Here is a 25,829-nt window from a genome sequence, read left to right on the forward strand (position 1 = left end):
AACTAAGTCGGAAACTTATGTTGGTCTGACACAAATCGCAGTAAACCTATTTATATTACAGATTTGGTCTTTGAACCGCGTTATTGTTGTTTACGTTAATTTAATCTCACTAGCTAAAAAAATAAGCATGATAAGAAAAGCTATTCCGATAATTGCTAGCCTAATTGTTTTTTCTCAAAGCACTTACGCCGATGTGTCCTTAAAAATCAAAGGGCTTGATGGTGCGCTAGAAGACAATGTGACCGCTTACCTTTCCTCGATACCAGAAAAGGATTATTCCACCTCTTTGCGTTTCCAGGCTCGTTTGGAAAAAAGTATCAATGAAGCGCTTAACGCGCTTGGCTATTATCATGCGACAATTTCATACACTAGTACGAAAGAGAATGATGAGTTGATCGTTAATGTCACGCCAGGCAAACCAATCCGTGTGAAAACCATGGATGTGGTGATCTCTGGGGAGGCTAAAACAGATGAAGAATTTATTAATCTTATTGCAAAATCGCCTCTAAAAGTCGGACGAGTGTTAAACCAAGGTCAATACGATAGCCTGAAGTCCGGAATTCGAAATCTAGCGCTGCAACGTGGTTATTTTAATGGTGATTTTACGCTTCATCGCCTTGAAGTGATCCCCGAACTCAATCAAGCCATTGTACGATTGCACTATGACAGTGGTATTCGTTATCACTTTGGCGACTTAGACATTATCGGTAGTCAAATCTGGGAAGAGAGGGTTGCGTCTTTAAGCCCATTCAAAAAGGGTCAGCCTTATTTAGTATCGGAAGTGGGTGAATATAATCAAAACCTATCCAACACAGACTGGTTCTCATCGGTATTTGTTGAGCCCGATCTGAGCAAGCTCAAAGACGGTCGTGACATACCGATAAAGGTCTCCTTAGCGCCGGCCGCTAAGAATCAAATTGAAACCGGTATTGGTTATTCCACGGATATGGGCGTGCGCGGAAGGCTAAAATGGAAAAAACCATGGGTAAGCGCTCGAGGCCATAGCTTCAATACCGCATTGTCACTCTCTAAACCTGAACAAACCATTATCGCGGGTTACAAAATCCCGATGGACGACGTGCTGCGCGAATATTACCAAGTTCAGTTTGGTCTCAAACACCTTGATAACCGTGACACCGAGAGTTTGGAGTCCAACTTGGCTTTTGGGCGGTATTGGCTCACTGATAATGGATGGCATACCGTCTTGTATGTTCGTCATCTATACGAAAACTTCTCTCAGGGCTTGCAAGATGATGGCGTGCAGTTTTTGTTGCCAGGTACAACCCTATCTCGAACTCGAACGCGCGGCGGGAACATGCCAATGTGGGGGGATAAGCAGAGTGTCACGATTGAGTATGGTGATCCTGCTCTGCTATCTGAAACACGAGTATTACGCCTACTCGGAGGAACATCATGGATTCGTAGTCTTGGTGAAAACAACCGTGGACTATTCCGTTTAGAAGGCGGAGCGAACATCACGGATGAATTGGAAAAACTCCCTCCATCGCTGCGTTTCTTCGCTGGTGGTGATAACAGTATTCGTGGTTATGGCTATGAATCGATTTCACCCAAAGATGCCAGTGGCGCATTAACGGGTGCAAAATATATGTTAGCGAGCACATTGGAGTATCAATATCGCGTTTACGGCAATTGGTGGGGAGCGGTGTTTTACGATATTGGTGATGCGTTCAATAAAACCCCAGTGTGGCAATCCGGTGTCGGTGTGGGCGTTCGCTGGGCATCACCTGTCGGTCCGGTGAGTATTGACTTTGCTTGGGGGTTAGATGCCGAGCCCGATCCAGACTTTCGTATCCACTTCTCATTGGGACCTGAACTATGATCAAAGTGATGCTTGAGTGGACGAAATGGTTGTCGTTCGCTCTACTTAGTTTGGTGTTGTTGATCGCGATTTTTATCGCGACCTTGTTGTTTACTCATCCCGGTTTAAAGCTGGCTTTGTGGGGCGCTGAAAAAGTGTTGCCTCAGCTGCAGGTTGAGAAGGTGCAGGGGGCGTTGTTTCCACGTTTTGCTCTGCAGAATATTCACTTTGTTGATGAGTCACTTCATATTGATGCGAAGGTTGAGAGCCTGACTTTAGCGACAAATTTCCGTTGTTTCACCGATCCTAAAGTGTGCGTAGATGAGCTTACGCTGCAAGGTGTGAACTTCCAAATGCCATCGTTGCCTCCGAGTGAAGACGTAGAAGAAGAGACGCCTCCACTGCGTTCGATCAGTACGCCAGTGCCAATTTTTGTTAATAAAGTCAGTTTGAACGACATCAATTTGAACATCTTGGGTAACCAAATTGACTGGCAAGATTTTTCCACTGCGATATCGATGCAGGGCGATCGTTTAGTCATTGCTCCGACAGTATTGAAAGCGATCAATGTTGCGTTGGCTCCGAGTGAAGAAGCGGCGGAAGATAGCACAGTACAAGAGACTGAAACGAAAAAAGATACAGCGGCTAAACCAGAGGCTGAGTCCGAGTCAAAAGACATCCTATTGCCAGAGGTTTGGATCCCTCTGAGCGTGGAAGTGCAGCGCTTGGACATTCATGACTTTAAACTGGCTGGGGAAACGCCCGTTATCGTGCATCATCTCGGCTTAGAAGCCAAAGCAGGCGGGGAGAAAGTCGATGTAAAAACGCTTGAGCTAGATATGCCAGAGGTGGAAGGAACGCTAAGCACACAAGTCACCTTATCTGCCGATTACCCAATCCAGGCACAGGTCGACGCACTTGTGAAGCAAGCGGATGTGAAAGGTCAGAAGCTATCACTTAACGCATCTGGCTCGGTGGGGGCTCTGTCATTGAATGCGACTTTGTCTGACTTGGTTAAGGCGAAAATTCAAGGCGAAGTGCAACCGCTTAAATCAGAATTGCCATTTGATATCAATCTTAAAGACGTTGAAGCGCAATGGCCGCTAAGCGGAAAAAGTGATTACCAAGTCTTGGCGCCGAGCTTGGCCGCTAAAGGATCGTTAAACGGCTATACCGTTGTATTGGAAACTCAAGCCTCAGGTAAAGATATTCCAGCGGTTGATGTCACTTTAAATGGTAAAGGAACGCTAGAGCAAATCGATTTGGACAGCCTAGTGGTGAAAACCTTAGGTGGTGAGCTGTCAGGAAAAGTGATGGCGAACTGGGCGGAAGCGATTAACTGGCAAGCCGACCTCAATTTGAAGCACATTCAGCCGGGCTTGCAATGGAAAGAAGCGGAAGGTGACATCAGTGGTCGTGTATCGACGTCAGGCTCACTGACAGATCAAGGCGGTTGGCAAGTTAGCTTACCTGAGCTAGATATTGACGGTATCTTGCGTGGCTATCCATTGCATGTTGAAGGTCAGCTAGAAGCTTCGGATAAGAATGGTAAAGGTGAAGACATCCAGCTTAACACCCAAGGTTTAGTGCTGTCTCATGGCCCGAACCAATTGCGTGCAAAAGGTAACATTAACAAACAGATACTGATGGATGTTGAGGTTAACTTCCCAGACTTGGCAAAAACGGTACCGGATCTTGGCGGTAATATGAAGGGAGCCGTTGCTTTACGTGGCAGCTTGAAAGAGCCAGAAGCTAATCTCGACCTCGTTCTTAACCAACTGAGTTGGCAGAAGCATGCAACAGTGGAGAACATTACCCTGAAAGGTGATGTTACCCCTATGCCGACCCCAGAAGCGAACTTAAGTTTGGTCGCGAAAAACATCACTTATGATGATGTGAAGCTAGACAGTGCGGATCTTGAATTATCCGGTGATGAGAAGTTGCACCAATTGACCCTTGATGTCGTGTCAGATGTGGTGTCTGCGAGTCTAGAGATCGAAGGCTCCTTTAAACAGAAACCAGAAATGATTTGGGATGGCGCACTTCGCCAGTTAACACTGAGTTCACCACAAGGTCCTTGGAAGCTACAAAAATCGACGGCGGTTACCGTCAATATTGATAAGCAAATCGTAGATGTTCAAGCCCATTGTTGGTTACAAGCGAAGTCTAGTGTTTGTTTGACTGAAGATATCCGTGTTGGTAAAAGCGGTGAAGCTAAGTTGGCTATTACTAACTTTGATTTTGACCAAATCAAACCGTTCTTGCCGACAGAAATTAAGTTGCAAGGTTCCGTGAACGCTAATGCTTTCGCTAAATGGGCGTCGGACAACAAACCGGAAGTGACGCTGAATGTTGAGATGCCAAAAGGTCAGGTGGAACAAACGCTAGAGCAACCAATCCAAATTGGGTGGAACAGCGTGAGTCTTAAAGCGACATTGGCTAAAGATAAACTGGATGCAGAGTGGTTGCTCGATGTGACTGACAACGGTGATTTATCCGGAAAGGTGTCGCTCAATGATGTCTCATCAGAGAACCCGACGATAGGTGGCAAGATATCACTATCAACATTTAATTTGGATTTTCTCTCTCCATTGGTTGGGGAGTACAGTTTATTGAAAGCCAATATGAGTACCGACCTTACACTGTCAGGAGATGTGATGCACCCGCAAGTTAATGGTCAGTTCTTGATTGATCAAATGAAACTGCGAGGCGAAGTGACGCCGATTGATGTTGATTCTGGTCGGGTGGCAATTAACTTTACTGGGCACCAAGCTAGTCTAGATGCAGGCATCATGACTCCTGATGGTAAGCTTGAAATCAATGGTGATGCAGATTGGCGCGACCTTGATAATTGGCACACTAAAGCTCGAGTATTTGCAAAAGAGTTGGAAGTCGATATGCCACCAATGATCAGAATGAAAGTTGAACCGGATATGACCATCAATGTCACACCGAAACTTGCTAAAGTGGATGGGAATATCAATTTGCCATGGGCTCGCATTCTGATTGATGAATTGCCGCCAAGTGCGGTTGGTGTATCTAAGGATACGGTCATCTTGAATAAAAACATGCAGCCCGTAGACGGGGATGAAACGTTTCCGTTCAATGTTGAGACAGACATCAATATTAAGATCGGTAATGACTTCCAATTATCGGCGTTTGGTCTCAAGGGGGATTTGCAAGGAGACTTGAGGGTTACTCAAAGAGATAAAGGCCCATTTATTGTTGGTGAAGTGAATATCATCGATGGTTCTTACCGTTCTTTCGGCCAAGATTTGCTGATTGAAGAGGGTAAGATCATTATGAGTGGGCCAGTTGATGAGCCGTATGTATCCATTAAAGCGATTCGTAACCCGGATAATACTCAAGATGGTGTGACGGCAGGAGTTCGTGTGACTGGTCCTGCTAGTGATCCTAAGGTGGAAATTTTTTCTGATCCTCCTATGCCTCAAGCGAATGCACTATCTTATTTATTACGCGGGCAAAATATTGATGCGGAATCGGATGGTAATGCCATGACGACAACCCTCATCGGTTTGAGTTTGGCGAAGAGTGGTCGAGTCGTAGGAGAGATCGGTGAAGCCTTTGGTGTACAGGATTTGCAACTCGATACGGCGGGCTCTGGTGATGATTCACAAGTTACCGTGAGCGGTTATATTCTCCCAGGATTACAGGTGAAGTATGGGGTCGGTATCTTTAATTCTTTGGGTGAGTTCACCATACGTTATCGTTTGATGAAAGATCTGTATATTGAAGCCGTGTCAGGGGTGGATAGTGCGGTCGATCTGCTTTATCAGTTTGAATTTGATTGATCATGGTCTGTGATCATCGCTAAGGAGTGATTATGCAGCAGCTAGTGTTTGTGTATGGAACCTTGCGTAACGGAGAGCGCAACCATCATTTTCTGAGTAACGCGGAGTTCCTAGGGCACCATGAAACGGATGCTCAGTTTGCTTTGTATGATCTTGGTCCGTATCCCGCATTATCAATTGGGCACAAGGCGGTGCAAGGTGAGGTGTACTTGATCGACGACAGCACTCTCATGGCGCTAGATAAGCTGGAAGATGTTCCAGTTGAATATCGCAGAGAGACTATCATTACGCCTTTTGGACAAGCTTGGATCTACTTGTATCAGGATACAGAGCAGTTGAGCGAAGAGGTGGCTTCTGGAGATTGGTGTCAGAGGGTGTGAACGATACTGAGAGCAGTAACGACAGCATGCAGTGGCAACAATACGGTATGCAGCGAGCGGAAGCGGGTGACTCAAAACTCTCCATGCAAGAGCTCAATAAAGGCGACGACTTATATATGGCGTACAGTAATGGCTATGAAAGCGGTCGAGCTAATTACTGCGCACAAGACGCTTTCACGCTCGGTGAAAGCAGGCTTTATTAGCGAGGCATTTGTGACGATTTAGATGATCGATTCCGTCGAGAATACGAATTAGGGCGCACATCTAAAGGCAGCAAACGCTATTCATGAGTGAGGAGTAATGATGAGACTATTTGCGATTGGCGCTATGCTGCTTTTTCTCAACGCTTGTGCGCAAACCACACTACCCAGCTCTGTTAACGCGACAGACTGGCAAGCTTTCGGCAAACAAACGGCACTTAATGGCTCTCTTGAGTTGTCTGAAGAGCGTATTGCCAAGTTAGATGACACTAAGCGTGCTACTCCTGAACTTATCATGGCCTACCAAACTGGCTACCAAGAGGGTAAGGAAGAGTATTGTCAGCAAAGTGCTTATATTCTCGGAGTACTAGGCACACCTTACTTAGGCATCTGCGATGATCTAGACCCATTTTTCCAATATGATTATGAATCAGGCAGACGGTCGACGGCCGGTGGGTATTAAACAAAGTTATGACAACGAAAAAGCGCTGCCGATTGGCAGCGCTTTTGTTACCTGATACCTGCGATTATTTTTTTTGAGCACGCTGGTAAGACTCAATAATTTCTGCTTTTGCTGCTTCTACATCAGCCCAGCCATCGACCTTTACCCACTTTCCAGATTCAAGCTCTTTGTAGCGCTCAAAGAAATGTGTGATTTGTGCTTTTAATAGCGCTGGAATATCACCCACGTCTTGAATATGTTCGTATTCTTTGGAAACTTTTGAGTGAGGAACGGCAACCACTTTGGCATCTTCACCTGATTCATCGGTCATTTTCAGCACACCGACCGGGCGGCAACGAATCACCGATCCAGGGATCAATGGATAAGGGGTTGGAACCAATACATCAACAGGGTCACCATCGAGAGAAAGCGTGTCGTTTACGTAACCGTAGTTGCATGGGTAGAACATTGGTGCTGACATGAAGCGATCGACAAATACCGCACCAGACTCTTTATCGACTTCGTACTTGATGGGGTCTGCATTTGCAGGAATTTCGATGACGACATAAATATCGTCAGGAAGGGATTTACCAGCGGGTACGTTGTTTAAGCTCATTTGAATATTCCTTTTCATTGAAGGCTAAGTATAATCTGGCTAATATTTACGCAATTTACTTTAGCGATAAAAACACGGCGGGTAAAGGCCTGCCGTGTTGGGAGTATTCGATCCTCAGCGATAAAATTAGACTTCGTCGCGATTTAGCTCAAGAAATTCTTCGACTTTTCTTACCATATTTTTTGAACCAACGAAGAATGGCACACGTTGGTGAAGTTCGGTTGGCTGTAAATCCAGAATGCGGTTCACGCCATCGGAAGCAATCCCGCCAGCTTGTTCAATTAAGAATGCCATCGGGTTACATTCATAAAGCAGGCGCAGTTTGCCTTGAGGGTGGCTTTGCGTACTAGGGTAAAGGTAAATCCCACCTTTTAATAAATTACGGTGGAAGTCCGCAACCAAAGAACCGATATAGCGAGACGTGTATGGACGCCCATCTTCAGGTTCATTCTCCTGACAGTATTTGATGTATTTTTTAACACCAACAGGGAAGCGAATGTAGTTGCCTTCGTTTATTGAGTAGATCTGACCGTCTTCTGGGATCATCATGTTCTCATGAGACAGGCAGAAACTGCCAATGGATGGATCGTACGTAAACCCGTTTACGCCATTGCCAGTGGTGTAAACCAACATGGTGGATGAACCATAAATCACGTAGCCAGCGGCGACTTGTTTGTGACCAGGTTGCAAGAAATCTTCTTCTGTTGCTGGTGTACCGATAGGGGAAACTCGGCGGTAAATGGAAAAGATGGTACCGACTGACACGTTCACGTCGATGTTTGATGAGCCATCGAGTGGGTCCATTAATACCACGTATTTTGCGTTTTGGTTGAGTTCTCGATTGAAGGCAACCGCTTCATCTTCTTCTTCACTGGCCACGCCACATACTTGGTCGCGAGCTTCAAGCGCCGCTTTGAACTTGTCGTTCGCATAAACATCGAGCTTTTGCTGGGCTTCACCCTGTATGTTTTCTGTACCGACTGCGCCAGTGATATCACCAAGGCCGGCCGCATTGATTTCGCGGTTTACGATTTTGGCAGCCAAACGAATGGAAGCTAAAAGAGATGAGAGATCGCCGCTAGCGTGGGGGAAGTCCACTTGCTTCTCTACGATGAATTCGCCTAAGGTGCGCATTCCTGACATGGTTAATCCTTACTTTTCAATTCAGTGGGGGCTCGCACAATGGGACATCTCTTTATGAATGTTAAACTATTGTGCTAATTGTAAGTTTAATTCGCAGATCTTTTTAATGGTAATGAAGTAACGGTTTGAGATCTCAATTTATTTGTAGAGCTACCCTAGCTTTCATCTCAGAGTTCGCTGACAGTACAGTCTGTATCCAGCCTTGTCAGATTTGTGAAAGGGACTGCAAGAAGAAGGTGAAAGACACTCGCTTTTCTTACAGTTATCACGATAATGAAAGAATTAAAAAACGCATTACAAGGTTACGTTTATGCACATTCATATCTTGGGTATCTGCGGCACGTTTATGGGCGGCGCGGCAATTTTAGCGCGTCAGCTAGGTCATAAAGTGACGGGTTCGGATGCCAATGTTTATCCACCAATGAGTACCCTGCTAGAGTCTCAAGGTATTGAAATAATTGAAGGATTTGACCCTTCTCAACTTGACCCTCAACCCGATCTCGTGGTGATAGGCAACGCGATGAGCCGTGGTAACCCATGTGTTGAGCATGTACTCAACACCAATATTCGTTACACTTCGGGTCCACAGTGGTTGCAAGAGTTTCTATTGCACGATCGTTGGGTTCTGGCGGTATCGGGTACCCATGGTAAAACCACCACTTCAAGCATGTTGGCTTGGATCCTAGAAGATTGCGGTTACCAACCGGGCTTCCTTGTTGGTGGTGTGCTAGGTAACTTTGGCGTGTCGGCTCGCTTGGGTGAAAGCATGTTCTTCGTTGTCGAAGCGGATGAATATGACAGTGCTTTTTTCGATAAACGATCTAAGTTTGTTCATTATCACCCACGCACGCTGATCATGAATAACCTTGAATTCGATCATGCAGACATCTTCGACGATCTAGAGGCGATTAAGCGTCAATTCCATCATTTGGTGCGTACTGTTCCGGGTAACGGTTTGATCTTGGCGCCAAAGCAAGATCCGTCTCTGCAAGAGGTGATCGAGCGCGGTTGTTGGACAGAAAAGCAGTTCTCTGGTGTCGATGGTGATTGGCAAGCACACAAATTGGTTGTCGATGGTTCTAAATTTGAAGTGTCACTGCAAGGCGAGAAAGTAGGCGTCGTGGATTGGGACCTCGTTGGTGACCACAACGTAGATAACGCATTAATGGCGATTGCTGCTGCGCGTCATGTTGGTGTTACTCCTGAGCTTGCTTGTCAGGCGCTTGGTCGCTTTATCAATACGAAACGTCGTTTGGAGCTAAAAGGTGAAGAGCAGGACGTGACGGTTTACGATGATTTTGCTCATCACCCAACAGCGATTGAACTGACGCTGGGCGGTTTACGGAACAAGGTAGGCGAACAGCGTATTCTTGCCGTACTGGAGCCTCGCTCTGCGACCATGAAGCGCGGTGTTCACAAAAATACACTCGCGGCGTCATTGCACAGCGCAGATGAAGTGTTCCTATTCCAACCGGATGACATTGGTTGGTCGGTACAAGACATTGCTGACCAGTGTCTACAATCTGCGTTTGTCGGTACAGAGATGGATAGCTTTGTCGCGAAAATCGTCGAACGAACACAACCGGGTGACCAAATTCTTGTGATGAGCAATGGTGGCTTTGGTGGCATCCACGGCAAGCTTCTAGAACAACTGAAACAAAAAGCTTAATGACATTTATGCAGCAAAAAGTAACCCCTAAAAAAGCCATCACATTAGCATTAACGGGCGCTTCTGGTGCCCCGTATGGCCTTCGCCTTCTCGAGTGTCTTGTTTCAGCGGATTACCACGTGTATGTGTTGATCTCTTCTGCAGCTCGTGTGGTGATGGCGACTGAGCATGATTTGAAACTACCAAGCGGCCCTGAAGCGGCACAAAAGGCATTAGTAGAACACCTCAACTGCAACCCAGATAATTTAACGATTTGTGGTAAAGATGATTGGTTCTCACCAGTGGCATCAGGCTCCGCAGCGCCGAAACAAATGGTGGTGTGCCCATGTTCAGCGGGTAGCGTCGCGGCGATCGCACACGGTATGTCGGATAACCTGATCGAACGTGCCGCGGATGTGGTGATGAAAGAACGTGGACAGTTGCTGCTTGTGGTGCGTGAAACGCCATTCTCAACCCTACATCTAGAGAACATGCACAAGCTATCGCAGATGGGCGTGACCATCATGCCTGCTGCGCCGGGCTTCTACCATCAACCGAAGAGCATTGAAGACTTGGTTGATTTTATGGTAGCGAGAATTCTTGATCACTTAGGTATTGAACAAGGTTTAGTGCCACGTTGGGGTTATGACCAACGTTGATTGTGTAATCAATCAAAGACCTTTACAATCCATCCAACTCATCGGGGAGCAAACTCATTTGGCATTGAACTCATCAATGCACTTGGGCGCTGAGACCTAATCGCTGAACGTTGTTGAGCAGGAAGGGACCCGTATTACCTGAACCAGATAATGCTGGCGTAGGAATTGAGCCTGGATATTGGAAGTCCTAAATACCTGCCTCAACCCTGTGCCGCTCAACTTTTCGACATGCAAATGGAGAGCGAGCCGTGAAAACCACTCTTAGTCTGATTGCCCTTGCAGCCATCACTTCGACTTCAGCGTTTGCCGCTGAAAACACCTTAACTGTCTATACGTACGACTCTTTCGCTGCCGATTGGGGACCTGGTCCTAACGTCGAAAAGGCATTTGAAGCCAAATGCGGATGCGATGTTAATTTCGTTGCACTGGACGATGGTGTTTCCATTCTTAACCGCCTTCGTTTGGAGGGAAGCAACAGCAAAGCGGATATCGTGTTAGGTTTGGATAATAACCTAATGGCGGAAGCAAAAAAGACTGGCCTGCTGACTGAGCATAACGTTGATACTTCTAAAACCACGCTGCCTAACGGTTGGCAGGATAAAACCTTCGTACCTTACGATTACGGCTACTTTGCTTTTGTGTACAACAAAGATAAGTTAGCAAATCCGCCAAAGAGCATGCAGGAGTTGTTGGAAGAGCGTGATGATCTGAAAGTCATTTACCAAGATCCTCGCACTTCGACGCCGGGCCAAGGCTTGATGTTGTGGATGAAGTCTATCTATGGCGATGACGCCACCCAAGCGTGGAAGCTGCTAGCGAGTAAAACCGTTACCGTTACCAAAGGTTGGTCCGAGGCGTACTCCATGTTCTTGAATGGCGAGTCTGATCTTGTGCTGTCGTATACGACTTCTCCCGCCTACCATTTGATTGCGGAAGACGATGCTAAGTACGCAAGTGCCAACTTTGCTGAAGGTCACTACATGCAAGTGGAAGTGGCGGCCAAGGTAAAAAGCTCACAGAATTCTGAGCTAGCCGATCAGTTCATGAACTTCATTTTGAGTGATGAATTCCAATCGGCAATGCCAACGGGCAACTGGATGTACCCAGTGACTGATGTTGAGCTGCCAAAAGGTTTTGCAACGCTCAGCGTACCAAACAAGTCACTGAGCTTTAGTGCTGATGAAGTTGCAAAAAAGCGTAAGTCCTGGATTCGTGAGTGGCAAAGCGCATTGACGTTTTAATATAGGTTCTACTTTTGAATTCTGTACCGAAAATTGGTTTAGGGGTCGCGATGATTATCACGGCCTTTGTTATTTCTGCCCTAGGTGCTTTGATTATTCAAGCGCCTTCTCTTGATGTGTCGATGGTTTGGAGTGATCCTTACTACCAACATGTCACCAAGTTCAGCTTCTACCAAGCATTTCTCTCTACCGTGTTGAGCGTCGGCTTTGCCATTCCCGTCGCTCACGCACTTTCTCGTCGTGAGTTCTTTGGTAAGTTTCTACTGTTAAAATTGTTTGCTTCCACCTTGGTTCTGCCAGTTTTGGTGGGTGTATTTGGTTTGCTGGCGATTTACGGCAATAGTGGCCTGATTGCAAAAGGACTACAAAGCCTTGATGCTGATCTACCGTTTTCCATCTATGGACTGAACGGTATTTTGCTTGCGCATGTGTTCTTCAATATGCCTTATGCGGCGCGCCTACTTTTGCAGGCATTGGAATCCATTCCTTCAGAGCAACATAAACTGTGTGCACACCTTGGTATGACTCATTGGGACAAATTCCGCTGGGTGGAATGGCCACGTCTAAGGCAACAGTTAGCTCATGTGAGTGGCTTGGTGTTTATGCTGTGTTTTACCAGCTTTGCCACCGTGATGGCATTAGGCGGCGGACCGAAGTCAACGACGATTGAACTTGCCATTTACCAAGCGATTAAGTTCGACTTTGATTTGCAAGCTGGGGCGCTGTTGGCGCTGTGGCAAATGTTGTTATGTGGCTTACTCGCGATTGGCGTACAGAAGTTGACGAAGCCAGTCTCGGTAAGCGCTGGAAGCATATCAGTACAGCAATATTTAACGAAGGATCATGGATGGTCAAAAGCTTGGGATTGCTTTTGGATCATGGCTGCCTTTTTACTTGTCATACCGCCGCTTGTGATGGTCGTATTCAGTGGTATCAACCAACAAGTTTGGTCGGTATTGAGTGATGAACGCTTTTGGTCTGCATTGTGGAATTCACTCAAAGTTGCCGTGTTAGCGAGCTCTCTGGCTGTTGCTGCTGGCGTGTCAATTTTGCTTACTAGCCGACGTTGGCGTTTGCAATACAAGAACAGCCGCGCCGATCAAATTGAACTAATTGGCACCATCATCTTGGTGACGCCTGGATTAGTTATTAGTACTGGATTATTTCTATTGCTACGCTCATTTACCGATGTATTCAGCTTAGCATTTTTTGTGGTTATTCTGGTGAATGGTTTAATGGCACTGCCGTATGTGATTAAAACCTTGTCTCAACCGATGTTACACATTGAGCAGCAATACCAGTACGTTTGTGCCAGCCTAGGCATGCGTGGTTGGCAACGTTTTAAAGTGGTGGAGTGGCAAGCATTACGCAAGCCATTTGCTCATGCGTTTGCAATCAGCTTTATGTTTGCGATTGGCGACTTAAGCGCGATTGCTTTGTTTGGTGGACAAGAATTTAGAACCTTGCCGTTGTATCTATTCCAATTGTTAGGCAGTTATCAAATGGAGGCGGCAGCGGTGGTCTCAGTCACGTTGTTATTGCTCAGTGTGGGCTGTTTCGCCGTGATTGAAAAAGTGTTGAAAACGAAGGGGAGAGCGTAATGTTAGTATTGGATGATGTGCAGTATACCTATCAACGTGATCTGTTTTGCTTTGAGCTAGAAATTCAACGTGGACAAATCGTGTCACTGATGGGACCGAGTGGGGCGGGTAAATCAACGTTACTTGCACTGTTGGCTGGGTTCATCAATCCAGACCAAGGCGATATTTTGGTTGATGGTGAGTCCATCGTACGCAAAGAACCGTACCAGCGTCCGTTCTCTATGTTGCTCCAAGAACACAATCTATTCGCTCATCTGTCAGTAAGAGACAACATTGGTTTAGGTCTGCATCCGGGATTAAAGCTCACGGTAGACCAAAAGCTTCTTGTGGAGCAAGCCGCAAAGCAAGTTGGTGTAGCAGAGTATCTTGACCGATTGCCAGAGCACCTTTCTGGCGGTCAGCGTCAGCGTGTGGCACTGGCGCGCTGTTTTGTTCAGCCGCATTCGATGTGGCTTCTTGATGAGCCTTTTTCTGCGTTAGACCCTGTGCTGCGTGAGGAGATGCTAACATTGGTTAAGCAGCTTGCTACTGAGCGTGGCATTACTGTCTTGATGGTGACGCACCACCTAAGTGATGCAAGAGCCATTGCCAGTCATTTTGCTTTTGTTGCTAGTGGTCAGGTAGAAGCATCTGGTGAGATTGCTGAGTTAAATGCACAACATGGCAGTGATGCGTTGAGCATTTTTGTTCGAGCGGCAGGATAAACACTATGATAAGGACGGATAAAAAAGGTTGATGCAAGCATCAACCTTTTGTTTTTAGGTTTGAATGGCTCACGCTAGCCTTGAGGCTTCACAACCATGACGTTGATTGGTGAGTATTCAACGACTTTGCTCGCGACCGAACCAAGCATCACTTTGTTGATTTTAGAGCGCTTGTGGCTTGGCATAATGATAAGGTCAGCACCTAAACGCTCTGCGTAGTCGAGAATGGTTGCGTAAGGTTTCCCTTCTGCAACGTGTACTTTGTAAATCACCTCATCGTCAATGTGTTGGTCAGCAAACGCTTTTAGCTGTTGCTTCACATCTTGCTTCATTTCCGCAGCCGCATCTTTCGGAAAGTAGCTTGCGACCATCGACATGTGGATACCGGGTACGACGGTTAGAAGGTGAACTTCTGCATTGGCTTGTTTTGCTTGCCAAACGGCTAACTCAACCGCACGGTCAGAAAAGCCTTGGTCGTTGAGATCAACAGGAACAAGAATTTGTTTGTACATTCAATGTCTCTCATCACGGCCCCTTGCCTCGGGGCCAAATCAGTTATGCGCTCAGTTGTTCCTTACGAGCACGATGTTTCTGGTTCATAGCAAGTACCAGTAAGAGCAACAAACACGGTACAAATACCCACTCTTTCATTGGGCGATCCGCATTTTGAATGACCGATTTGATCTCCCAATCGAAATCGATACCTGATGATTCAGCAGGGCTACCAAATTCGACCATATCTACGATCATTTTCCCGTCGCTCTCTGTCAGCATCAGTCCCATTGAAGCAATGCGTTCTTCAGCGGTGGTTGCTTTATCATCAAATGGCAGGCGAACGGTTTTCTCAATGTTATCGCCTTCTAAGTTTTGTCCAGCAACACGTAACTCAATGGATTCTCCTACATTCAGGCCCTGTGTGACTTGAATTATCTCAACACCAGGTGAAAGAACTTTCGCTGGATAGAGCATGTCCCACCAAAAACCAGGACGCAGAAATGAGAAAGTCAGTACTAATAATAGAATGGTTTCCCACCATTTGTTTTTTGTCAGCCACCAACCTTGCGTTGCCGCAGAGAAAATCAGCATCGCGATAATGGAAGAGATCACCGTCAGCGCTAAGTGCCACCAAGTATCAATGCCCATTAGCAGCAGTTGTGTGTTAAAGACAAACATGAACGGCAGAATTGCGGTTCGGATATCGTAGGTAAAACCTTGAATACCAGTTCGAATCGGGTCGGATTTCGCTATCGCCGCGGCTGCAAATGCTGCCAAACCCACTGGCGGAGTATCGTCGGCAAGGATACCGAAGTAGAACACGAACAAGTGCACTGCAATCAGTGGGATGATAAGACCATGCGCCGCACCGAGGGTAACGATCACTGGTGCCATTAAAGTAGAAACAACAATGTAGTTTGCTGTTGTAGGCAGACCCATACCAAGAATTAAGCTGATCACGGCGGTAAATAGCAGCATCAGAATTAAGCTACCACCGGAAATAAACTCGACAAAATCGGTCATGACTAAGCCGATACCAGTTAAGGTTACTACGCCAACAACGGTACCAGCTGCCGCAGTCGCCACGCCGATTCCGATCATATTGCGTGCACCGGAAACCAAACTTTGTGCGAGATCGACAAAACCATCTTTGGTTTGCTCAACTAAATCACCTTGTTTTGATAGCACCGCCATCAACGGGCGTTGAGTGAGCAAAATGAAGATCATGAATACCGTAGCCCAGAATGCGGATAGACCTGGTGAAAAACGTTCTACCGTCAAACACCAAACCAATACTACGATAGGCAGTAGGTAGTGTAGACCTGACTTAATAGTAGGACCCGGATCTGGCACTTCTGTTAGCTCGGCATCAATTTCAATCGCACCGTCTTTGATGTGGTTCGCGGAAATCTTCACCAAGCCAACATAAGCAATCAGCAGAGCAACGGTTACGATAGGCGTTGCTGCATCACCGAATACGTCTTTGGTCCAACCGATACCGTAGTAAACCAGAGCGCTGATCACACTCAAGCCCAAAATGGTGCCAGTAAATGACAGTAAGCTCTGTAGCATGGTTGGGTTATGACGGCGAGGAAGGCCAGTCATACCTGCTTTACACGCTTCAAGGTGAACGATGTAAATCAATGCGATGTAAGAGATAAGCGCTGGAAGTAGGGCGGCTTTAATTACTTCAACGTAAGAGATACCTACGTATTCCACCATTAGGAATGCCGCGGCACCCATGATTGGTGGGGTTAACTGGCCATTAGTTGACGCTGCGACTTCTACCGCACCTGCTTTTGTCCCCGGGAAGCCGACACGCTTCATCAGTGGAATGGTAAAGGTACCGGTTGTTACTACGTTGGCGATGGAAGAGCCAGAAACCAGACCAGATAGACCGGATGCGACAACGGCCGCTTTTGCCGGGCCGCCTTTCATGTGACCAAGCAGCGAGAAGGCGACTTTAATGAAGTAAGCGCCTGCGCCAGCTCGTTCTAGCATGGCACCAAACAGGACGAACAAGAACACGAAAGAGGTTGAGACACCCAGTGCAACGCCGAATACACCTTCTGTGGTTAGCCAGAGGTGCGACATCGCTTTGTTTAAGCTTGCGCCTTTATGGGCAATCACATCTGGCATGTATGGGCCGGCAAAGGTGTAAGTCAGAAATACCGCAGCAACGACCATCAATGGTGGTCCTAGAGCGCGACGAGTTGCTTCAAGTAACAATGCCATACCTGTTACTGAGACAACGATGTCAACCGTTGTTGGTGCGCCAGAGCGCCCTGCCAACTCAGTGTAGAAAATATAAATGTAAGCCGCAGCAAAGCTGCCTGCTAATGCAAGAATCCAGTCGATGAGTGGAATATGGTCGCGCGGTGAATTTTTCATTGCCGGGTAAGCTGTGAAAGCAAGAAAAGTGGCAAAAGTAAGATGAATTGCACGCGCTTCAGTATCGTTTAGTACGCCAAAATTAAAAATAAATGGCAGCGGAGAGGCATACCATAATTGAAATAGTGACCAACACAGTGGAACAAACCATAAAATTTGTCCCTGCAAACCCGATGGGCTGCGAGCACCTGTGTCTGCCTGAGCCACCATTTCTTGCACATCTTGTGACGGAGTATTATTCGTCGACATGTACTTTTCCTTATTATTGATGGTCATGTCAGTTCTTTGTTTCGAGAACCCCGCTTCGCCTCTATCAGTGTAGTGAATAGAGTGAAGTTTGCTTTCGAGTGTTTTGCTACTTGAGCCAATGCAATCGTTTTTTAAACGGTGGCTAGTAAGCGGTTTTCTTAGGTATGTGAGTGTGCTCCGTCGAGGGAGGAGCGATTTAGAATGCTGGTCGAACGAACTCTACCAGCACACTCATTCAGGCAGAACCCCATCTTTTTCTGCCTGAATGTTGAGTCAGTAGCTACTTATTAGAGTAGGCCTACTTCTTTGTAGTATTTTTCAGCTCCTGGGTGAAGAGGAATAGAAAGACCTGCTTTCACCATGTCCTCTTTCTTCAGGCTAGCAAATGCAGGGTGTAGGCGTTTGAAGGTGCTGAAGTTCTCGAATACCGCTTTTGCAACGTTGTATGCGACTTCATCTGAAACATCAGAGGTCGTTACCATTGTTGCTGCAACACCAAAGCTGTTTACATCGCCTTCTGTACCGCGGTACATGCCAGCAGGTACTGTGCTGAATGCGTAGTATGGATTGCCTGAAACGATCTCATCGATCTTTTCACCGCTTGCGGAAACAAGTTTCGCATCACAAGAGGTCGTCGCTTCTTTGATGGAACCATTTGGGTGACCAACCATATAGATGAATGCGTCGATCTTGTTGTCACAAAGTGCTTGAGAGCGCTCAGAACCTTTTAGCTCTGATGCAAGCTTGAAGCTGTCATTTGTCCAGCCCATTGCATCCATTACCACGCCCATAGTCGCTCGGTCGCCAGAGCCTGGGTTACCAATGTTGACACGCTTACCTTTTAGGTCTTGAACATTTTCGATGCCAGAATCAGCACGCGCGATGATGTTAAAAGGTTCTGTATGAAGAGAGAACATGGCGCGTAGCTTTTTGTAAGGGCCTTGTTCTGCAAACTTACTCGTACCGTTGTAACCGTGGTATTGCCAATCCGATTGCACGATACCAAAGTCTAATTCGTTAGCACGAATCGTGTTTACGTTGTAAATAGACCCACCAGTTGATTCTACTGAACAGCGAATATTGTGGTCTTTACGACCTTTGTTTACCAGTTTACAAATAGCACCGCCGGTAGGGTAGTAAACACCGGTTACAGAGCCCGTACCGATTGTAATAAACTCTTGAGCGTTAACTGCGCCAGCGCCCATTACTGCTGCGGCAATAGCGCCAACTTTGAGAAGTTTGTTAAATGCCATCAATTTCACTTCCTTATATTCATTATTAACCCAGAAATAACCACGAATGATTTCTGGAGTTTCCTACTGGGAAACGGCAACCTTTTCGACTGAATAGTTTGAAAAAGTGAACGAATAATAACAAAAAAAAAGCAGAAAATTATCTTATTGTTAAAGCTTATAGCGAATTAACCTAATGTGAATGAGAGTAAAGAGGGCCTGTTACTAGTGTGTAATTTCTTTTATAACAATTGCTTATGAAAAATTGGAGGAGGGTAGCAAAAAAATCAACAGTGTGATCGGTGTCGCATTTTTAGAGGCGGGGAGGAATCAGAACATTAACATAGTACCAGGACTATAAAATGCTATTTATTTCATAGCCCTAGCGTTAGTTAACCGGCGTACTCAAAAAGTTCGCATACAGACTCAAACAATTGCTCTGTCGAAACAGTTTTTGTTGGTGTGATGAAGATTGTGTCATCGCCAGCAACAACGCCAAGAATGCCTTCTGATTTACCGAGAGAGTCAAGCAAGCGAGCAATCAACTGCGCCGCGCCAGGACCGGTGTGAATAACAACTAATGCTGCATTGTGGTCGACGTCTAAAACCAACTCGCGTAGCGAGCTACTTACCGTCGGTACGCCCAATTCGGCGGGTAGGCAGTAGACCATCTCCATTTTCGCATTGCGAGTTCGCACTGCACCGAATTTGGTTAGCATGCGAGACACTTTGGATTGGTTGATGCTTTCAAAACCTTGCTGCTTTAATGCATCTACGATCTCACCCTGTGAACCAAAGCTCTCTTCTTTTAATAAGGCTTTAAAAGCGCGAACTAAGTTATCTTGTTTCTCTGAATTGCGCATAGTCGTTATGATTCTCTTTTTTTGAAACAGCGATTTTGCATATTCTCGCATAGATATTCATCTAGTACCAAAAAAGTCACAGTATTATGTTAATGTCATCACTGTAAACTTTATATAGGATGAAATACCTTAAATTGCTGGTGCAACAACGAGAACTTTGAGGTCACTGTTGTTTTTTCTACAGAATAAAAGAATAATCAAGCCTTTATTTGTAGCACGCCAGTAGTGAGTTGCGCGAGGTCGCAAAGCTGGCGTTAATTGATTGTAATCAAGTTGTGATTCAGATAATTTGACGCTAGTTGGTTACAAAACACCCTACGAATACGTTTATAAGAGAAATACTCTCAAGGAGAACTACATGAAAGTAGCCGTAATTGGTGCCGCTGGCGGCATTGGTCAAGCCCTAGCCCTTCTGCTTAAGAACCGCCTTCCTGCTGGTTCTGATTTAGCCCTATACGATATTGCTCCAGTAACTCCTGGTGTGGCCGCTGATCTTAGCCACATCCCAACGCCAGTATCTATCAAAGGTTACGCTGGGGAAGATCCTACTCCTGCACTTGAAGGTGCGGACGTAGTACTCATCTCTGCTGGTGTTGCTCGTAAGCCTGGTATGGATCGTGCGGATCTATTTAACGTAAACGCTGGCATCGTAAAGTCGCTAGCGGAGAAGATCGCAGTTGTGTGTCCAAAAGCATGCGTAGGTATCATCACTAACCCAGTGAACACGACGGTACCAATCGCGGCTGAAGTTCTAAAGAAAGCCGGTGTTTACGACAAGCGCAAGTTGTTTGGTGTAACAACACTAGACGTAATCCGTTCAGAAACATTCGTGGCTGAGCTAAAAGATAAAGATCCTGGTGACGTTCGCGTTCCTGTTATCGGTGGCCACTCTGGCGTAACCATTCTTCCTCTACTTTCTCAAGTTGAAGGTGTGGAGTTTACCGCTGAAGAAGTAGAAGCACTCACCAAGCGTATCCAAAATGCGGGTACAGAAGTAGTAGAAGCAAAAGCGGGTGGTGGTAGTGCGACTCTGTCTATGGGTCAAGCGGCATGTCGCTTCGGTCTAGCGCTTGTACGTGCACTGCAAGGTGAAGAAGGTGTGGTAGAGTGTGCATACGTGGAAGGCGGTAGTGAGCACGCTCCTTACTTCGCGCAGCCTGTGAAGCTAGGTAAAGACGGTGTAGAAGAAGTACTAAGCTATGGTGCATTGAGCGACTACGAGAAGTCTGCGCTTGATGGCATGCTTGAAACGCTAAACAGTGATATTAACATTGGTGTTGAATTCGCTAAATAAGCCTTTTTTATTTAAAGAAGGTCATTTAAAGAAGAAAGTCGATCTTAGGATCGGCTTTTTTGATCCTTTCGCCTTAACTTGCGTAGCAGAGTCAGATCCAAGCAACGTTGTGAAGGAGAAGATGATGGAAGCAAGTCGAATCCGTAAAGGTATGGTTGTGGAGTGTCAGCAAGGTGTAGGAACCATTATGGTTGTTGATCAAGAATCTGAGACCGTATTACTGGCTAAGCAAGGCTCTGAGGAGCAATTGGCGGTCAGTTTTGATGAGATAGAAGACAACCCACAGCTTCATGGTAATTGTGAGCAATACTATTGACTTTTAATCGGTTAGATTGCGAATAAATACGACAGATAACAAAAAGGAAGCGCATAGCACTTCCTTTTTACTTTAGGATCTTTCTATTTTATTTAGCGTTAGCTCGTACGCTTCACGGCCATGTGTGCTAGCGTGATGAGTGCTTGCTTGTAATCTGACTCAGGAAGGACAGTAAGCTCAGCGATGGCTTTATCAGCTTCATCCAACGCTTTCTGCGTCGTGTATTCAAGCGAGCCCGTTTGTTCCATGACCGCAAGGATGTCGTCTAAACGTTCCATGCCGTTGGCTTTCTCAATCGCTTCTCGAATCATCAGGGCGTTTTCTGGCGTCGTGTTGCGCATGGCGTGAAGCAAAGGAAGTGTTGGTTTACCTTCAGCCAAATCATCACCAACATTTTTACCCATGTCCTCACCGTCAGACGTGTAATCCATCACGTCATCGATCAGTTGGAATGCGGTGCCTAAGTATTTGCCGTAATTCTGTAATGCGAGTTCCACATCTTCTGGTGCATTATTTAGGATGGCACCAATTTGTGTGGCTGATTCAAACAAACGTGCAGTCTTAGAGTAGATGACTTGCATGTAGTTATCTTCAGTCGTGTCAGGATCATTACAGTTTATTAACTGTTGAACCTCACCTTCTGCGATCACGTTTACTGCTTCACTCATGAGCTTGAGGATCTTCATGGATCCTAGTTCAGTCATCATTTGAAACGAACGAGTATAGATAAAGTCCCCAACCAGCACGCTCGCCGCATTACCAAATGCCGCATTGGCTGTCGCTTTTCCACGACGCATCTCTGATTCGTCGACCACATCGTCATGCAGCAAAGTTGCTGTATGGATGAACTCGATAAATGCAGCAGCCATAGTATGGCCGCTACCTTGGTAACCCAGAGCGCGCGCTGACAATATTGCCAGAAGCGGTCTAAGACGTTTGCCTCCACCACTGACGATATAAAAACCGAGTTGGTTGATTAAAGAGACATCAGAATTGAGTTGGGCTTGAATTGTTTCATTCACTTTTGCCATGTCATCGGCAGTAAGCGCTTGGATAGTTTTAAAATCCATCGTATATCCGGCTGAAGTTAGACCCTGCAAGGCTTATTCGAATTATATAATTGTCGAATAATACACTAAAAAACGTTGATTAATACATTACTAAAGGGCATGATTGCCGCACTTTTCTTTGGCGATTAGCTTTTCGCCAATTTTTTCAAAATATGGCTTGTCATAGGGGCATCTCTTCTGTAGAATCTGCGCCCTATTGATGATTAGTTTAGCGCACACCCTAGCTCAAATAATGATTGCAGGCTGTGCGGAAAAAGCGGAGTAAAATATGTACGCTGTTTTCCAATCTGGTGGTAAACAACACCGTGTAAGCGAAGGTCAAACTCTTCGTTTAGAGAAATTAGACGTTGAAACTGGTGCAACTGTAGAATTTGATAAAGTTCTTCTTGTTGCTAACGGCGAAGACATCAAAGTTGGTGCTCCTCTAGTAGAGGGCGGCAAAGTTGTTGCTGAAGTTGTACAACACGGTCGTGGCGATAAAGTTAAAATCGTTAAGTTCCGTCGTCGTAAGCACTCTCGTAAGCAACAGGGTCACCGTCAGTGGTTCACTGAAGTGAAGATCACTGGTATCAACGCTTAATCTATTAGGAGAGTTTAACAATGGCACACAAAAAAGCTGGTGGTTCTACTCGTAACGGCCGCGATTCAGAAAGCAAACGTCTAGGTGTTAAGCGTTTCGGTGGTGAATCTGTTCTTGCAGGTAACATCATCGTTCGTCAACGTGGTACTAAATTCCACGCTGGTAACAACGTAGGTATCGGTAAAGACCACACTCTATTCGCTCTTACTGAAGGTAAAGTGAAGTTCGAGGTTAAAGGTCCTAAGAACCGTAAGTTTGTAAGCATCGAAGCTGAGTAATTTGACCTTTAGGCTAATTATTTAAGCTTGATAGCTGAATTCAAAAGCCCTGCCGATTCGGCGGGGTTTTTTATTTGTAGCAGTCGACATATCGAAGTTTCTCGTCCGAAACCAAATGGGCTCGGTATCTTTGGGAGCTTAGATCTGTCATCTGCTAGAATTTGATTGATGGCACATGAGATTTAATCCACGCACGAAGTAGTCGGAGTAAAAGATGAAGTTCGTAGATGAAGCGGTAGTAAAAGTTCAGGCTGGTGACGGCGGTAGCGGCGTTGTTAGTTTCTGGCGTGAAAAATTCATCACTAAAGGTGGCCCTGATGGTGGCGACGGTGGTGACGGCGGTGATGTATACATCCAAGCCGATGAAAACCTAAATACCCTGATTGATTACCGTTTCCAGCGTTTCTATGAAGCAGAGCGTGGTGAGAATGGTCGCGGCGGTAACTGTACAGGTAAACGTGGTAAAGATATTACGCTGCGTGTTCCGGTTGGTACTCGCGCTGTTGATATCCACACTAACGAAATCGTTGCAGAAGTGGCTGAACACGGTAAGAAAGTGATGGTTGCGAAGGGCGGGTGGCACGGTCTTGGTAATACACGTTTTAAATCTTCAGTAAACCGTGCTCCTCGTCAGAGAACGCTGGGTACAAAAGGTGAGATTCGTGAAATTCGCCTAGAGCTACTGCTATTGGCCGATGTTGGTATGCTTGGTTTACCGAATGCGGGTAAATCAACGTTCATCCGTGCGGTATCAGCAGCAAAACCAAAAGTGGCAGATTATCCATTTACGACGTTGATCCCAAGCTTGGGCGTAGTCAGTGTGGTTCCTGAAAAGAGCTTTGTGGTTGCCGATATCCCTGGTCTAATCGAAGGGGCTGCAGATGGCGCTGGCCTAGGTATTCGTTTCTTGAAACACCTAGAGCGTTGTCGTGTATTGCTACACATGATTGATATCATGCCGATTGATCAGTCAGATCCTATCCAGAATGCACTCACCATCATTGATGAGCTAGAGCAATACAGTGAGAAGCTAGCAAACAAACCTCGTTGGCTAGTATTCAACAAAACGGATCTTATGCCGGAAGAAGAAGCGGATGAAAAGATCCAAGAGATCTTGGATGCGCTAGGTTGGGAAGACGAGTTCTACAAGATCTCGGCGATCAATCGTAACGGGACTAAAGAGCTTTGCTACAAGCTAGCTGAGTTTATGGAAAACCTACCTCGTGAAGAGGAAGAAGTTGCTGAAGAAGATAAAGTGAACTTCATGTGGGATGATTACCATAAAGATGCAATGGCTGGTAAAGACGTGATCACTGAAGATGAAGATGATGATGATTGGGATGACTGGGACGACGAAGAAGACGACGGTCACGTTGTTTACGTCCGCGACTAATCATTAGCAAATTCATTAAAGCCGCAATATTTATTGCGGCTTTTTTTGTATCTAAATCATGTTTACGGAATGTGATTTACGGCACAATAACACACCGTTTAGGGAAAAGAATTGAGATGTCTTTATGACAATGGAAGTTATGTCGTCAGAAGAACTGATAATAGCAAATCAAAGAAGCATTTCACGACTTGTCGCACAAGCTGGACAAATGCTGTTAGCCCATGGTGCAGAAAGTACCTTGGTGAGCGACATTATGCGTCGCATTGGTCTCGCTTGTGGGGTCAATGAAGTTGAAGTGGCGCTATCAGCAAATGCATTAGTCGTAACCACACTCATGGATGATCATTGCATCACTACTGCTCGAACGTGTGTGGACCGTGGGATTAATATGCGGGTTATCACGCAGATACAGCGTATTTGCATTATGATAGAGCGCGGCCTGCTTGATGTAAAAATGGCGCAGAAAAAGCTCAACACTATCAGCCCTGAGCGCTATAACCGCTGGTTAGTTGTATTTATGATTGGCCTTTCCTGTGCTGCATTCAGCCATTTAGCCGGAGGCGATTGGGGCGTATTTATCATGACATTTTTCGCCTCAGCAGGCGGTATGATTGTTCGTCAAGAGATTGGCCATCGCCACTTCAATCCATTACTTAATTTTTCTGTTACGGCTTTTGTCACCACACTCATTTCTGCTCAAGCGGTGATTTTTAATATTGGTAATTTGCCAACCGTTGCTATGGCATCTTCTGTCTTAATGCTTGTTCCTGGTTTCCCATTGATTAATTCCGTCGCAGATATGCTTAAAGGTCACATCAACATGGGTATTGCTCGATTCACCATGGCGAGTCTGCTAACTTTAGCGACTTGTCTTGGCATTGTTGCGGCGATGGAAGTCACCGGAATTTGGGGGTGGATGAGCTAATGAGTTGGTTTGAACTTGTATTTGGTCTGCTCAACGATATGTTTTTTGCTGCCATTCCAGCAGTAGGGTTTGCCATGGTATTTAACGTACCACACAAGGCACTGAAGTATTGTGCCGTCGGTGGTGCGATTGGTCATGGTAGCCGTTATTTGATGTTGCACTTCGGTTTACCAATCGAATGGGCCACTTTTTTTGCTGCGACGTTAGTTGGCATGATCGGTGTTCACTGGTCCCACCGTTTTCTTGCCCACCCGAAAGTGTTCACCGTGGCGGCATTGATCCCGATGGTGCCGGGCGTGTTTGCTTACAAAGCCATGATCGCCATGGTGGAGATCAACCATTTGGGGTACTCACCTGAGCTTATTGCAACGTGTATGGAAAACTTTCTTAAAGCGATGTTTATTATTGCAGGCTTAGCGGTTGGCTTAGCGGTTCCTGGGCTGTTATTCTATCGCCGCAGACCCATTGTATAAGGATC

General features: G+C 46.0%; 24 protein-coding genes and 1 riboswitch. Of the genes, 17 read left to right on the forward strand and 7 right to left on the reverse strand.

The window, feature by feature from the left end; all coding sequences use genetic code 11:
- Positions 1–127 precede the first annotated feature (127 nt).
- The 5 genes from AK966_RS09315 (at position 128) to AK966_RS09335 (ending at position 6,674) form a co-directional block, all read left to right on the forward strand.
- A complete protein-coding gene (locus AK966_RS09315; RefSeq protein ID WP_099080007.1) occupies positions 128–1,840 on the forward strand; it encodes an autotransporter assembly complex family protein in 1,713 nt (570 codons plus the stop codon).
- Positions 1,837–5,631 (forward strand): translocation/assembly module TamB domain-containing protein, encoded by a 3,795-nt coding sequence (locus tag AK966_RS09320; RefSeq protein WP_119464021.1) that lies wholly within the window; start codon positions 1,837–1,839, stop codon positions 5,629–5,631. The genes AK966_RS09315 and AK966_RS09320 overlap by 4 nt, the downstream gene beginning before the upstream one ends.
- A 32-nt stretch (positions 5,632–5,663) precedes the next feature.
- On the forward strand, positions 5,664–6,011 hold the full coding sequence (locus AK966_RS09325) for a gamma-glutamylcyclotransferase (protein ID WP_099079957.1): 348 nt from the start codon (positions 5,664–5,666) through the stop codon (positions 6,009–6,011).
- Positions 6,008–6,214, forward strand: coding sequence for a DUF2799 domain-containing protein (locus AK966_RS09330; RefSeq protein ID WP_253252695.1), 207 nt, complete (start codon positions 6,008–6,010; stop codon positions 6,212–6,214). Before AK966_RS09325 ends, AK966_RS09330 begins: the two co-directional genes overlap by 4 nt.
- 100 nt (positions 6,215–6,314) lie before the next feature.
- Positions 6,315–6,674 carry a DUF2799 domain-containing protein gene (locus tag AK966_RS09335; RefSeq protein ID WP_119464022.1) on the forward strand — a complete coding sequence of 120 codons (360 nt, stop codon included), beginning with the start codon at positions 6,315–6,317 and terminating at the stop codon, positions 6,672–6,674.
- 64 nt (positions 6,675–6,738) lie between these two features.
- Here AK966_RS09335 and ppa read toward each other — a convergent pair whose 3' ends face one another.
- Complete coding sequence (gene ppa, locus AK966_RS09340; protein ID WP_099079955.1) at positions 6,739–7,269, reverse strand: inorganic diphosphatase; 531 nt, start codon at positions 7,267–7,269, stop codon at positions 6,739–6,741.
- A 126-nt stretch (positions 7,270–7,395) separates the two neighbouring features.
- The gene (gene fbp / locus AK966_RS09345) at positions 7,396–8,412 is read right to left on the reverse strand and encodes a class 1 fructose-bisphosphatase (protein WP_099079954.1); all 1,017 of its coding nucleotides are present in this window, start codon (positions 8,410–8,412) and stop codon (positions 7,396–7,398) included.
- 310 nt (positions 8,413–8,722) lie between these two features.
- Between fbp and mpl the strand changes: the two genes are divergently transcribed.
- From mpl to thiQ, 5 genes are all read left to right on the forward strand, one after another.
- Positions 8,723–10,081 (forward strand): UDP-N-acetylmuramate:L-alanyl-gamma-D-glutamyl-meso-diaminopimelate ligase, encoded by a 1,359-nt coding sequence (mpl, locus tag AK966_RS09350; protein ID WP_119464023.1) that lies wholly within the window; start codon positions 8,723–8,725, stop codon positions 10,079–10,081.
- On the forward strand, positions 10,081–10,719 hold the full coding sequence (locus tag AK966_RS09355; protein WP_182852644.1) for a flavin prenyltransferase UbiX: 639 nt from the start codon (positions 10,081–10,083) through the stop codon (positions 10,717–10,719). The genes mpl and AK966_RS09355 overlap by 1 nt, the downstream gene beginning before the upstream one ends.
- A 32-nt stretch (positions 10,720–10,751) precedes the next feature.
- A riboswitch (TPP riboswitch) is annotated at positions 10,752–10,901 on the forward strand.
- 66 nt (positions 10,902–10,967) lie between these two features.
- Positions 10,968–11,960 carry a thiamine ABC transporter substrate binding subunit gene (gene thiB / locus AK966_RS09360; protein ID WP_099079952.1) on the forward strand — a complete coding sequence of 331 codons (993 nt, stop codon included), beginning with the start codon at positions 10,968–10,970 and terminating at the stop codon, positions 11,958–11,960.
- A gap of 14 nt (positions 11,961–11,974) precedes the next feature.
- Positions 11,975–13,561, forward strand: a complete 1,587-nt coding sequence (gene thiP / locus AK966_RS09365; protein WP_119464024.1) for a thiamine/thiamine pyrophosphate ABC transporter permease ThiP — start codon at positions 11,975–11,977, stop codon at positions 13,559–13,561.
- Positions 13,561–14,265 (forward strand): thiamine ABC transporter ATP-binding protein, encoded by a 705-nt coding sequence (thiQ, locus tag AK966_RS09370; protein ID WP_099079950.1) that lies wholly within the window; start codon positions 13,561–13,563, stop codon positions 14,263–14,265. Before thiP ends, thiQ begins: the two co-directional genes overlap by 1 nt.
- 74 nt (positions 14,266–14,339) lie before the next feature.
- Here thiQ and AK966_RS09375 read toward each other — a convergent pair whose 3' ends face one another.
- The 4 genes from AK966_RS09375 to argR all read right to left on the reverse strand — a co-directional run bounded on the left by AK966_RS09375 (position 14,340) and on the right by argR (position 19,495).
- Positions 14,340–14,777: a universal stress protein gene (locus AK966_RS09375; protein WP_099079949.1), complete on the reverse strand. Its 438-nt coding sequence runs from the start codon at positions 14,775–14,777 to the stop codon at positions 14,340–14,342.
- A gap of 43 nt (positions 14,778–14,820) precedes the next feature.
- Positions 14,821–17,400, reverse strand: coding sequence for a TRAP transporter permease (locus AK966_RS09380; RefSeq protein WP_119464025.1), 2,580 nt, complete (start codon positions 17,398–17,400; stop codon positions 14,821–14,823).
- Positions 17,401–17,687: 287 nt separating this feature from the next.
- Positions 17,688–18,653 (reverse strand): TAXI family TRAP transporter solute-binding subunit, encoded by a 966-nt coding sequence (locus AK966_RS09385; protein ID WP_099079947.1) that lies wholly within the window; start codon positions 18,651–18,653, stop codon positions 17,688–17,690.
- A 371-nt stretch (positions 18,654–19,024) separates the two neighbouring features.
- Positions 19,025–19,495 (reverse strand): transcriptional regulator ArgR, encoded by a 471-nt coding sequence (gene argR, locus AK966_RS09395; protein WP_099079945.1) that lies wholly within the window; start codon positions 19,493–19,495, stop codon positions 19,025–19,027.
- 358 nt (positions 19,496–19,853) lie between these two features.
- Between argR and mdh the strand changes: the two genes are divergently transcribed.
- Together mdh and AK966_RS09405 are read left to right on the forward strand one after the other, a co-directional pair.
- Positions 19,854–20,789 (forward strand): malate dehydrogenase, encoded by a 936-nt coding sequence (mdh, locus tag AK966_RS09400; protein WP_099079944.1) that lies wholly within the window; start codon positions 19,854–19,856, stop codon positions 20,787–20,789.
- 124 nt (positions 20,790–20,913) lie between these two features.
- Entirely contained in the window at positions 20,914–21,105 is a 192-nt protein-coding gene (locus AK966_RS09405) for a hypothetical protein (RefSeq protein WP_172438142.1), read from the forward strand.
- A gap of 98 nt (positions 21,106–21,203) precedes the next feature.
- Here AK966_RS09405 and ispB read toward each other — a convergent pair whose 3' ends face one another.
- On the reverse strand, positions 21,204–22,175 hold the full coding sequence (ispB, locus tag AK966_RS09410) for an octaprenyl diphosphate synthase (protein ID WP_143699947.1): 972 nt from the start codon (positions 22,173–22,175) through the stop codon (positions 21,204–21,206).
- A 268-nt stretch (positions 22,176–22,443) separates the two neighbouring features.
- Here ispB and rplU point away from each other — a divergent pair, with 268 nt between their 5' ends.
- From rplU to AK966_RS09435, 5 genes are all read left to right on the forward strand, one after another.
- The gene (rplU, locus tag AK966_RS09415) at positions 22,444–22,755 is read left to right on the forward strand and encodes a 50S ribosomal protein L21 (RefSeq protein ID WP_000271393.1); all 312 of its coding nucleotides are present in this window, start codon (positions 22,444–22,446) and stop codon (positions 22,753–22,755) included.
- 20 nt (positions 22,756–22,775) lie between these two features.
- Positions 22,776–23,033 carry a 50S ribosomal protein L27 gene (gene rpmA / locus AK966_RS09420; RefSeq protein WP_005383095.1) on the forward strand — a complete coding sequence of 86 codons (258 nt, stop codon included), beginning with the start codon at positions 22,776–22,778 and terminating at the stop codon, positions 23,031–23,033.
- A gap of 214 nt (positions 23,034–23,247) precedes the next feature.
- On the forward strand, positions 23,248–24,426 hold the full coding sequence (cgtA, locus tag AK966_RS09425; RefSeq protein ID WP_119464027.1) for an Obg family GTPase CgtA: 1,179 nt from the start codon (positions 23,248–23,250) through the stop codon (positions 24,424–24,426).
- A gap of 124 nt (positions 24,427–24,550) precedes the next feature.
- Positions 24,551–25,351 (forward strand): threonine/serine exporter family protein, encoded by an 801-nt coding sequence (locus tag AK966_RS09430; RefSeq protein ID WP_099079941.1) that lies wholly within the window; start codon positions 24,551–24,553, stop codon positions 25,349–25,351.
- Positions 25,351–25,824: a threonine/serine exporter family protein gene (locus AK966_RS09435; RefSeq protein WP_172438141.1), complete on the forward strand. Its 474-nt coding sequence runs from the start codon at positions 25,351–25,353 to the stop codon at positions 25,822–25,824. Before AK966_RS09430 ends, AK966_RS09435 begins: the two co-directional genes overlap by 1 nt.
- Positions 25,825–25,829 lie beyond the last annotated feature (5 nt).

This window comes from Vibrio sp. PID23_8 (assembly GCF_003584965.1).
Classification (GTDB): Bacteria; Pseudomonadota; Gammaproteobacteria; order Enterobacterales; family Vibrionaceae; genus Vibrio.